General features: G+C 50.7%; 10 protein-coding genes and 1 pseudogene. 3 read left to right on the forward strand and 8 right to left on the reverse strand.

The window, feature by feature from the left end:
• Positions 1-515: 515 nt before the first annotated feature.
• From BKN05_RS11085 to BKN05_RS11105, 5 genes are all read right to left on the reverse strand, one after another.
• Complete coding sequence (locus BKN05_RS11085; RefSeq protein ID WP_049377192.1) at positions 516-980, reverse strand: hypothetical protein; 465 nt, start codon at positions 978-980, stop codon at positions 516-518.
• 105 nt (positions 981-1,085) lie between these two features.
• Complete coding sequence (locus BKN05_RS11090; protein ID WP_049377191.1) at positions 1,086-1,487, reverse strand: hypothetical protein; 402 nt, start codon at positions 1,485-1,487, stop codon at positions 1,086-1,088.
• 88 nt (positions 1,488-1,575) lie between these two features.
• On the reverse strand, positions 1,576-5,427 hold the full coding sequence (locus BKN05_RS11095; RefSeq protein ID WP_049377190.1) for a coiled-coil domain-containing protein: 3,852 nt from the start codon (positions 5,425-5,427) through the stop codon (positions 1,576-1,578).
• A 111-nt stretch (positions 5,428-5,538) separates the two neighbouring features.
• Positions 5,539-6,432 carry an AbfB domain-containing protein gene (locus BKN05_RS11100; protein ID WP_080970364.1) on the reverse strand — a complete coding sequence of 298 codons (894 nt, stop codon included), beginning with the start codon at positions 6,430-6,432 and terminating at the stop codon, positions 5,539-5,541.
• 41 nt (positions 6,433-6,473) lie between these two features.
• Entirely contained in the window at positions 6,474-7,778 is a 1,305-nt protein-coding gene (locus tag BKN05_RS11105) for an LGFP repeat-containing protein (RefSeq protein ID WP_049377189.1), read from the reverse strand.
• A gap of 308 nt (positions 7,779-8,086) precedes the next feature.
• Between BKN05_RS11105 and BKN05_RS11110 the strand changes: the two genes are divergently transcribed.
• Positions 8,087-8,323 carry a hypothetical protein gene (locus BKN05_RS11110; protein WP_239661048.1) on the forward strand — a complete coding sequence of 79 codons (237 nt, stop codon included), beginning with the start codon at positions 8,087-8,089 and terminating at the stop codon, positions 8,321-8,323.
• A gap of 533 nt (positions 8,324-8,856) precedes the next feature.
• Here the strand turns inward: BKN05_RS11110 and BKN05_RS11115 are convergent.
• Positions 8,857-9,276 carry a hypothetical protein gene (locus BKN05_RS11115; protein ID WP_049377188.1) on the reverse strand — a complete coding sequence of 140 codons (420 nt, stop codon included), beginning with the start codon at positions 9,274-9,276 and terminating at the stop codon, positions 8,857-8,859.
• A gap of 4 nt (positions 9,277-9,280) precedes the next feature.
• The gene (locus tag BKN05_RS11120) at positions 9,281-9,700 is read right to left on the reverse strand and encodes a type III secretion system chaperone family protein (RefSeq protein WP_286688668.1); all 420 of its coding nucleotides are present in this window, start codon (positions 9,698-9,700) and stop codon (positions 9,281-9,283) included.
• Positions 9,701-10,082: 382 nt separating this feature from the next.
• On the opposite strand from BKN05_RS11120, the gene BKN05_RS11125 reads away from it, so the two are divergent.
• On the forward strand, positions 10,083-10,328 hold the full coding sequence (locus BKN05_RS11125) for a ribbon-helix-helix domain-containing protein (protein WP_046202910.1): 246 nt from the start codon (positions 10,083-10,085) through the stop codon (positions 10,326-10,328).
• Complete coding sequence (locus BKN05_RS11130) at positions 10,325-10,567, forward strand: hypothetical protein (RefSeq protein WP_046202909.1); 243 nt, start codon at positions 10,325-10,327, stop codon at positions 10,565-10,567. The genes BKN05_RS11125 and BKN05_RS11130 overlap by 4 nt, the downstream gene beginning before the upstream one ends.
• 368 nt (positions 10,568-10,935) lie before the next feature.
• On the opposite strand, the pseudogene BKN05_RS11135 reads toward BKN05_RS11130, so the two are convergent.
• A pseudogene (locus tag BKN05_RS11135) lies at positions 10,936-11,010 on the reverse strand (IS6 family transposase); the annotation flags it as partial.
• Positions 11,011-11,111 lie beyond the last annotated feature (101 nt).

Below are 11,111 nucleotides of genomic sequence, written 5' to 3' on the forward strand. Positions count from 1 at the left end.
TCCCCTGGGCGAAATGCGCCTGGTAAGCAGAGTTTTTGAAATGTAAGGCCTTTGAATAAGACAAAAGGCTGCCTCATCGCTAACTTTGCAACAGTGCCCTTGTATCAAATCTTGTCGAAGCCCCGAGGGTTCTTACGGACTCAAACAGCGCGCAGTTTCGACCTAGACCAACGGGGATTTTCTGCGGGTTCCCTTCTAAGACTCGGGTTGTATGAAGCCGGTTTCTTTGAGTCAAAAGCACAGCTCATCGAGAGCGTAGAGCTTGTCGATGTTCCAGCGGCTGTCCCAGGCGGTGTAGCTTATATTTCCTTCCAGCCCTACAGGGCTAGATGTTCGGGGGCTACCTAACAAGGTTCAGATCCTTGCTCGCAATACGAGCGCAACGACCTTAGCCATATACCGCAGTACAAAGCGGGAAACTAGAACTTTCGCCAAAGTTGGGGCTTATCCTAAATGTTTTCCGTTAAAGCATGCTGTCGCCGGCGCGTTCGCTAACGTCTAAGAATTACTTTTCTCTAGGCAAGGAACGACGTTTCAAGAAAATCCTCAAGACTCCAATATCCAGGATCAAACCACGCAACGCCTTCGTCGACTTCGACTGCGACTAGGTGGTCAGGCAATAAGATGAGGAAATCATTTATCTCAGCACGGATTCCTTGGCGTTGTAGCTCTTGTGCGACTCGTTCAGTGCTCTCCTGCGCGGTCTCGGCGGGGCGACGATTAAGGTCAACACCATAGAAAGTATCCGTGATTGACGCCTCCATGTACTTCATTTCAACGGTGACGCACTTACCGTCCTCCACGCAGCACACAATCTTGCGGCCAGGATCACCAGGTTCTAGTGTTTCGATATCAACCCAGCCTTCAAATTGTTCCTCATACGTATCCGCACCTAATTCCGAGTCATAGCATGCTTTAGTGGCCTGGTTCACCGTCATTCCGGGTTGTACGGGCAAGGGACAGGTACCTTCAATATTCATTTACTCAATGCACTTCCTTCTTCGTCGGTTGTTAAGTACGCCAAGGTCTTCGGTTAGGCTGTCGCGTAAGTCAGACTGCGCACTCGTGTGATTGAAATTGGCTGGTTATTCCCAGCAAATAGCCACAACTTTGCCGAATTGGTACGACAATGCGATTGTCCCATTGTCGTGGGGAATGGTTATACCGTCACGGTCGTGTTCAAATTCGATCCCCACATCTTTTAGGGCTTTTACAAACTTTCGACTCGACAATGACAGTGGGATATCAAGGAAGCTATCTGTCTCCCGCGCGTCCAAGATTTCTACTGAGGTAATCAATCCGTCGCTCTCATAGCCATCAACGTCATAGTCGATTCCCCCTATCTCACATTTGCCAAAAAACTGACCCGTAGTGTCCATTTTGAGAAATGAGATGTCTCGGGTTCGGTAATCAGACAGAAGATTTTCGTAATATGAAACAGGTACAGACAGCTGCAACGGTTCAGGGACCTCAAAATTGAACTTCATTTCTACAACTCCTTGACGCAAGATGTTTATCTTTTGGACCCTGCCTTTTGGAAGATTCAACTTAGACGAGGGCTCTATTCTTTGCAGTCTAGGCCACAAGTGTGGCGTAGTTTGGCTTCATTGTTAGATTGTCTGCCGCTCGGCTGTTTCCGATACGGAAGTCTTTACTTAGGAAACCGCGGGCTAGAGCGTCGTCAATCATTTCGTCTAGCGCCTGATCATATTTTCCATGAAAAGTACTTTTTATGTCTTCATATTCACGCTGAAATGCTTCATCAATTTTCCCTTCTCGAATTAATTGGGCCTGCTCTTCTTGGTATTTCTTTGCTGCAGGCTTGCTTCCCCAGGACAAAGTCTTCTTATGATCTGCTGGGTCCATTTGAATTGCGGGAGCATTGTTACGATTCATTCCTTTTGGAAGTGACCCCTTCTCTTTTTTGATCGCGGAAGAGGAAATGATGTGGTGCCGCTGGACTCTGAATGCTTGGAGCGGGTTGGTCCAAGCACGTGTCATAAGTTGATAGTAGTTTCCTCCTCGATAGATCCTTCCCGATATTGAACCAACAGTGCATTTTGTGCTTGCAATTTCTTCAAAACGCAGGCGCTCAAGGAAGCTCGTACTATTTAGCGCAAACTGGACTCGATTTTTGGGGGAGGTAGATGAGCTGAGGGAAACGAGTCCGCAGGATGGGATGTTGTGAAGTTCTTTAAGCTTGGTTGAACGTTCGGCGCGTCGTGCGCTGAGCAAATGGCGGATTTCGCCAGTTTTGCTTAAGAGTCTACGCAGGACAGGTATTGCTTTGCCTGCTTTTAGAAGTTTCGAAGCTGGGAGCAGGCTTACCGCTGTCCATAGGCAACCAGAAATCTCACCATGGAAGCAGTTAATAACATCGGTAACCCCAATGAAATCAAGAAGAAGATTTAATGCTTCTTTTCCAATCGCTTCCTTTATGCTTTCGAGAACTCCGGGTGAACTTGTGTTTACGCCGTCTTGAATTTTTCCAGCTTCGTAAGCGGCCTGAAGCTCTACTTGTTCGTTTTGCCATTTTTCAGTTGCTGCTTGGTATGCAGAATTTGCAGCCTGCGCAGCGGCTGCAGCATCTTTACCAGCCGCTGCAGCCGATCCTCTTGCTTGTTCTGCAGAGGATCGTGCTTGATTAGCCGATAAGTGGGCATCTAAAGCAAAGCTTTGTGCTTGATCAGAATTCGCAGACGCTTGGTTTGCGGCTTGTTCAGCTTGGTTTGCGGCTGTATGTGCACGTTGTTGCTGTTCTTTTGCAAAATTCAGTGATTCTTGAGCCGATGCCAAAGACATATGTGCTCGTTGCGCTGATTGCTGGGCACGACCAGACCATTTCGTAGCTTCCTGTGCAAATGATGCGGCTTTCCGAGCATCACCATAGGCGGAAAAGTAGGACTGCTGTGCCTTAGCGGCTTCCTCTGCTGCTCGGTGAGCTGCAAAGAATCCTTTCTCTAACAGCGCGTTGACCTGTTGGTCATGGGTGTTCTTTTCGGCATCATTTGCGCTTTTTCGAGCTGCTTCGATGGTGATGAACTCATTGAGCCCTTCTCGGTCTCCTAGAATTGCAGCTTCCGCAGCAGCTTTTAGTTCCGGTCCGCCTGTTCTTTCCAATTCGTAGGCTTGTTGGAGTTGATCTTCATGGAGAGCTTTGGAATAGCCGGTCCCGTTGACAAAATCATCAAGAGCATCATATGTTCCCTCGGAAATAGCTGCGTCTGCAGCTTGCTGAACTGCTTTTCCGGCGTTTTCTTTGAGGCCCCAGGCCTTTTCAAGCAGAATAGGGGTGCGAAGCCGTTTCACTTCGTCGGTTGCAAACCAATGAACGACTGCACCATCTGCATTTACCCATTCCTCGGCTCCATTGCGAACCTCCTCGTTCGGGTCGGTTGCCCACCACGTTCTGAGTTGGTTTCGCTCATCATCTATTAACGCGGCAGAATACCCGTTTGTAGCAAACTGCCGAAGATCTTGATCTTTTCCGCTTGATAGAGCTAATTTCGCTGCTTCGGATACGGATGGACCGCCGACTATCGCTGCAGCAATCGTTGCATCGCGAAGCTCACTGATATCGCTTGGCTCAGAAAGGCTCGCCCCAGAGCCATCTGCCGACTCTTCAAGCTCAGAATACGCCCCCAACTTCCTTAGCGTTGCTTCAAATTTCTTACGCCTATCTAGTTGATCGCTTTTATATTTATCGTCACGGGCCTCATCTTCATTTGCTTGAATTGCTTGGTCTTTGAGGTATTGGGCTTCTTGTTCTTGGCGCTGGGTGGCAACTTCTTGAGAAAGTTTAGCGATGTCATTGGCAAGGTTGATGGCCTCGATAGATTTTAAGGCTGCTTCTTGGGCTGATTGAGCATTAGCACCGGCTCGTTGTGCGGCGGCAGAAGCATTGCCGGCTTCTCGTGCTGCGTCTTCTGCGGCTTGGGCGCTTTTATTTGCGTGATCGGCGGCTTGTCGAGCTGCTGTACGGGCTTTTCGTACTAGTTCGGTAATCTGGTTGACAATTCCGTCGACTTCGTTAGAGGCTGCTCGTGCTCGAGAGGCTGCTGCGCGTGCTCGCGCGGCACCTGCTCGTGCTTCTGCAGCGGCTTGGTCACCAGCTCCTGCAGCGGCTGCTGCTTCGGACGCAGCGGCTGCTGCCGCATCAGCATTGTTTGCAGCGCTGGCTGCGGCACCACTGGCGGTGCGGGCAAAGCCGGCAGCAGCGTCTGCGTGGACAAAAGATTGCGCGGCTTTGTCAGCAGCCCGTGCAGCATCACGAGCTTGTTCGGCTGCTTGGCGCGCTTGAGATGCCATGGAAGCGTCATAGCCTGCCGCAGAAGCACGGGATGCTGCTTCTTGGGCTGCAATACGTGCCCGAGAAGCAGCAGAGGCTGCACGAGCTAGAGCATCGGCAGTTTGGGCTAAGGCTTGTCGTGCTTCTGCTGCTGCAGCCACTGCGTTATCGGCTACTTGGGCAGACTGATTAGCAAGCTTTCCTGCCGACGCTGCGGCATTGCCTGCCCTTACTTGTGCTGCATCGGCGGCTAGTGCCTCATCTTTTGCCTTTTGAGTAGCCTGTCGAGATGCCTCTGTTGCCCGTCTGGCTTGGTCAGCGTTTGTTGCAGCGAAGCTTGCAGCACGCTGGGCTTTATCGGACTCTTCGATAGCGGTATCGACCAGTTCGGTAATACTCATCTTCTCTGAGTCTTGGGCCGCATCAACAAACTGCCCATAGCGAAGATACGACTCAATTGCTGTATCTGTATCTGTCATCAGTGCTTCAGAAGCGCCTGCAGCAACTGATGGAAGTGGGGATCGGGAAAGTTCGTAGACTTCGCGTCGTTTATCATCCCAGCGAGCTTTATCTGCACCTGTAGCTGCAAACTCGCTTAGGGCTTCTTCAGTGTCTGTAGATAGTGCCTTTTCGGCTGCTGCTTTAAGAACACTTCCTTCTGGTGCTTGGGTAGCTTTCCACGCGGTGGCACGATCATCTTCGGTTTGGGCTGTTTGCCACCCAGTATCGATAAAGTCGCTGAGACTGTCGATATCACCTGCATCGAGTGCCTGTTTGGCTGCGTTTTGAACGTTTTCTTCAGATAGTGAAGAGATTGTCACCACTATTTGGCGAAGGTCTTGAGTGCGGGCCTCATCCATGCCTGATTTCGCATAAGCAGATAATTCTTCTTGCCCGCCCCGAAGTACTTCTTCAGCAGCTGCCTGCGAGGCAGGGAAGTTGGTGCTCACCATTTCAATGGCATAGTTTCTCGCTTGCTGTTCATCAGCAATCTCAGCGCCCAGGTCGCGTTGATCTGCTTGGGCAAGCGCATGCGCTGACGAAAGGCTAAGCCCTACTGCAGCAGCGGTGATAGCGGACATGATTTTTCGAGCGCAATGTGTCACTGTTTTCGCAGGGTGATGATGCTTGTAGCGCATGTGCGGACTTTCTTATCTATAAGGTATGGGTTAATTGGGCGCTACGCGTTACGGCGAAAGCAGCCTGAAAAGGCATACACAGTGGCGGCCCTTTTATTACATGTTTTGCGTTTACTTCCCGGGTAGGGCAAGGCCCTGGTCGATAAACCACACCGATTCACTCGTGCGAGAAGTGGTGGTCGCAACCTTTTGCGTCCCACGTGCTGTGAGAACACGATTTTGATTTAGTGCCGAAGCAAGGCGAGTTCCTGTGGGGGTTTCTGCCACACTTGCAGGACACCACGTTGCACCTTTGGCGTTCGGGTTGCTTTGAACAGCTACTGATCCGTTAGAGTGCATGGTCAAGAAGACGCCTGGATATGCAGCTGCTTCCAAGGACAGGCACTGAGAACCATCGCGGGCTGGGACTACTTTAAAAGACGCGTCGAGGCGATCATTAAAGCCTGAGTTTCTATCTATGCTTGATAGCTCTACTCCGGCCCAAGACAATCGCAGTATTTTTCCGCCGGCATATCGGCCAGCAGAACGCATACTGATCACGTGTGGGTTGGCGGTATCCACGCTAAGGTCGCCAGTGCTAGCACCGGTTGAGGTCGCTACCGGGGTGACCTGCATTTCAACGACGGTAGAACGATTATTGCCAACGTCGATGCTTTGGATTTTTCCTGGTTCCACTACTCGCTGCCAGTACACATCACCATCAGGCAATTTAAAGGCCACTGAAACCGGTACTTTTAAGCGATTGACAACTCCATACGATCCCGTAATGTCTACGGCCACCCAGCCTGTGGGCTTTGTAAGGAAAAAGCACGCTTTAGAATTTTCCAGCTCCGAAGAATCAATACGCACATACTCCGCCCCAGTAGCACAGTCTTTTTGAACGAGGCCACCGTCGCCTGCTGTGATGTTCACAGGCGTTTCTGCTACTGCGGGAGAGGTAGCAAGACCAGCAGAAACTATGCAGGTAAGTACTCCGATAGATAAGCGTTGGACAAAAGAATTCACAATAGGCTCCTTGCTTTTAGGTACGTAGTTGAACACCGTGGTTACTTCGACAACGGGATATACGTCGTCGAAGAGGAATTAATTGTTGAACGCACAGTTCCGGCAAACTTGCTCCATACCTGTGAACCAATGTGATCGGAGCTAAAAGGACCTTGAACCTTTGAGGTCTGTGTCGGACCAAAGGATTCGACTACGAGGCGAACCCATGTTTTGTCAGAGCCGGTGTAGGAATTTTCTACGCTGTCGTTGTCGAAGACAACATTGTCATCATCTGCATTGGGGGAAGTTACTTCATCGAATCGGATGTTTAGTGTTCTGCCGCCGCCTTCAGGATGATCGCTAGCAGTAACCAGTGAGAATCCCTCATCAGAGATACGCTCTACGGTTACTTTGCTTTTAGCTCCGCCCACACCTGTAAAAGTGCATACGGAGCCTTCAGTAATTTCGTCAGGACACCCGGAGAGGGGAAAGTATTTATCCATGTTTTGGATAACTTCACGATAGACCCCGGCTGCATGCCACCGCTTGAAGTCGGTGGTGTTAAACAATGGATAAATCTGACGGTAACTCGAAATATTCTGATTGTCATAAGCCTTTAGGGCCTTGCCAGTAGGCTTAAAATACTGAATAGATCCGCCCTGGAAATCCTGCTTTATGCCTCCACCTGCCGCGTATTTTTCCGATGTGGGAAACTTCAAAGAGCTACGCTCCCAGCCCTGACTTCCCCAAAAATCCCGAATGGGGCCAGAAATACTATGGACCCCGCTAGCTTGTGACCAGTAGATAGATCCGCCTTGAAAATGGTTGTAGCGCCCAGTCTTTTCCGGGGTAAGCAACTCATCAGTGGTTGGGTACCCTAGCTCACCGGTCTCCCAGCCTTGCTGAGCCCATTTATCGCGAATGCCTCCCCACACTTGATGAGCATCAGTCTCTGGCGACCAGTAGATAGACCCGCCCTGGAAATGGTTAAACCGCCCCTTACCATCAGGGGTCTTCAACTCATCTGTAATGGGATATCCCAAGGCTGCGCCTTCCCAGCCAAGATCTCCCCACTTATTGCGAATACGCCCACCTACCTGGTGAGCAATTCCATTATCAACACCAGCATGCCAGTAAATGGAGGCATCCTTAGCGAACACCTGGAACCGACCATTATTTTTAGCTACACGCTCATCAGTTGTAGCGTCACCAAAAGTCTTCCATCCACCAAGCCGGTGATACGCCTCTTCAATACGACCACCAATCCAATGACCGTGAAAAACCTTGGCACTTGAAACACCAGCACCAGCAAAAGTAACACTTGCACATACCGCAATAGTTGCAGTCAACTTCTTAGCGAATTTCATCCGTAGCCCTTTCACACCACCGCATTTAAAAACAGCTGAACACCAGATAATTGGCAGCCGGAGTTAGGGTATCGCTACGGTTGTACACAGTCCATAGATATGTGTTTAGAAACTTTCTCTAAAACTAAATAATTCGCTAAAACGCCAGATAGGCACATGTACAGACTCGATTTTCACGTCTCGCGAAAGGTGGTCAAAATAACCTATATAAGGGGTATATATAACCCTAAACTAAACATTTACACTGCACATTCAGTCTGGGCAGTGTACACATTGCACGTCAACGATGCACTTAGGTGGATGAAGCGGTGGCTGACATTGTTCATGAAACCCAGGAGTACCTGTGCGCCCTATTCATCAAGGCCCACGGCGAAGATGGAGACTACGAGTACGCGCTAGACGCCGCCAACAGCGCAGCCAAACATCTGCAAGCAATACTGGCAGAACTGCCAGCTACTTCCCCACTGGCCCGCGATGTCGGCATACTCGCTAAGTCCGTGCGCGCGGCGCAACGAAATCTGTCGCCAACGGCGACCCGCAGATAGCCTAGATGAGCTTCTAGGCTTAGCTACCAGCCTCAAAGAGCGGCTGGAAGGCGTTCAATAAAGGAAAATCCCCAGTACTTCAACATTTCCTGTAACGATACGGGCTACCGGAGGTCCCCTGCTGGTGTCAAAGCTCGGTAATTAAGGAAAGGTTTCCTTCACGTGAGGTTCTATCTAACTGCCTGGCGGCAGAGGAACCGTATATTGCTTATTACTAAACCCTTGTACCATGAATCTGGGCACGCCAGCGACCATAGGTCGTGGTCAGGGGCGTGAACACTTGTGAGCAGATAGCAGGGCGTTTGTATCAGGCAATTCGCCGGCGCATTCGCGTATCAGTATGCGTAACAAAAAGCGCTCACGCGCAAACGAGCAGCAGGACGTGACAATCACACGGGCAAGGAAGTCACGCCCCGCGACTTCCGCAGCAGCCCCAAACCTAGAACTATACGCAACGGATTAATCGCCGCATCCGGTCTTCAAAAACTCATCGCACTTGTTTGCTGATGTCGAAAGTCTTATTAGCTAGCGATCTACTGCGGATGCTCTTCGCTATAGCGCAGCAAGGTTTCCGCAACAAGCTGGGCTCCAAGCAGAGCTTCGTCACGCAACTGTGCTTCGGAGTACTCAAGGTACTTAATGATTCGATGCTCAGCGTGGATAACACTCGCAGTCTGCTGGTCTGCACGGAAGACAACCGGCCACAGCGCACGATTATTAAAGTCGCTAATCCAATTAAGATCCGCTGCTTCGGACTGACGCGCCTGGATCATCCCACCAATACCAATATTCGTGTCTTGATCAACGATGTAGATAGGAACCCCATTGACCTGAGTCAGCAACCCACCAGTCGACAGTTGCGAGCAGTCAAGCCCCTGAGTTGAAAGTGCCTCCCCAATAGACGCGACGGATGCTTCACGCAACGCTGGCTTCTTCTTTCCAAACAGTCCCATGGTCTTACTCCGTTCCTTCAAAAAGTTCTTCAATCTTTCCCAGCGCGTTGAACCCGACATGCAAGCTGGCGTCGATGAGCGTATCCAGCTGGAATTGGGAAACACCTTGGGTGAAGTTGAAGTGATTGCGGAAGACAATCGTCCGGCGTCCCTCGATGAGATTAGGAACCACTTTGCCGAAAGCCAGGTTGTCATTCGTCGCATTAATAGCGTTCATTACCACCAGCTTCTTGTCCGACGGGATTGTTCCAAAAGACTCAATGCGAACAGTAAAATACTCGCCGTCGGGAACGAAGATGGCAACACCTTGCGGAAATTGGGAGCCCCACTTGCCGTTGTCCTCTCCCGCAGAAATCTCCAACGTATCCAGAGACTTGACGAGCATGGGAGTGGAGAAAGTCGTGATGTCTTTATAAGAACTCATTTTGCTCCTACTTAATTAGGTATTGATGAGACGTATGAGGCCTGCTCAGTCTACGACGAATTCAACGAAACTGTCAGGCCACACACATCCGTGTAGCTGGCAGTATTCCCCATTAACAGAAGTTTAGGTTCGGAAATGAAACAGCACATCGATAAACAAATACCGCCAAAACTCCCAAAGCCTATAAGAAACCCTCACTGACCAGTCTTCTTCAAGTGAGAGGTTACCTAACTGCCTAACGGAAGGAGAACCGTATATTGCTTATGGTATGACCCCCTACTCCGGGATCGCCCCTTACGTCACTCCTGTGGGAGTTTGACTTCCGCCGAGTGTTAATACGGAATGTATCGACAGTAAACAATTTTCGTTATACGATATTTTCATGCCTGTGAACATCACTCAAGATCAACTCGACACGTGGGTTTCCGAAGCGGAAGAAGGCTACGATCCAGAAGTGTTGAAAAAGCGCGGACGCGGACGCCCCGGTCGCGGGGCGGAGCCTGCTCAGGTCGTTGCTGTACGCCTCACTGTCGATGAACTTAGCGCTCTAGATCGCCTAGCTACGAAAAAGAATCTCACCCGATCTGAGCTTGTTCGCCAAGCAATCAGCACGCTCACGGCGGCATGAAAGCAGCCAAATCTGCCACTAAGCACGGTATCGCAGAAGCCGATGGAATCCATGCAGCTTCCTATCCGCTGTGGATAGAGCCTCTTGACGATAACCCTGGCCAGTGGAGGGAACTCCGCCTCGGTTTTGATACCCATGCTCGACTGCTGGAAACCGTCGTTGTTGTTGCCTCCGATGGGGACGAACTATTAATCCATGTGATGAAAGCTCGCCCGCACTACAGCAAGCTCCTCGAATAACGTTCTGATACGTTTAGTCCGGCTTTCGCCTGCGTCCCCTAGGGGAGATCCCCGCTGCCTTTGACGCGTGATTAATAGTCTGCCTCAATACTCCAAACTCTTTCATCTCGCTCTGAATAGTCAGCCACCCACCTATCTCCGCTTCTGCTTGAATAAACACCCGCGATAGTCAGCCGGACACTCCTCGCAGCTTTTGCGCGTTTCTTACTAGCGGTTTCCAGTTTGTCGGGGCCTGGCCCCCGGAAAGTAGACACGTCGGGGGTTAGCTATGCTGCTTGGGTCAGTGTAGCGGTGCTGTTGCAAAGTTGGGCGGAGAGCCGAGACGACCCAGTTTCTCATTTCCTGATGGCCGCTGCGTGCCGGCGTTCTCAGGCCGTCTCGAAGACCCGGTTGACGATCACCGCGTCCGGATTGGGGTGCCCATAAGCAAACATCGTGCCCTGACTGTCAGATGCGAGTTTTTGGTACCGGTGTTCTGGGGACTCGGTACTGTCGTGTTCCGGGTAGTTGGTACCGGGCCGAGGGGTGCGTCGGCCCGGACCGT

The organism is Corynebacterium sp. S5S1, assembly GCF_001913985.1.
Lineage (GTDB): Bacteria > Actinomycetota > Actinomycetes > Mycobacteriales > Mycobacteriaceae > Corynebacterium > Corynebacterium marquesiae.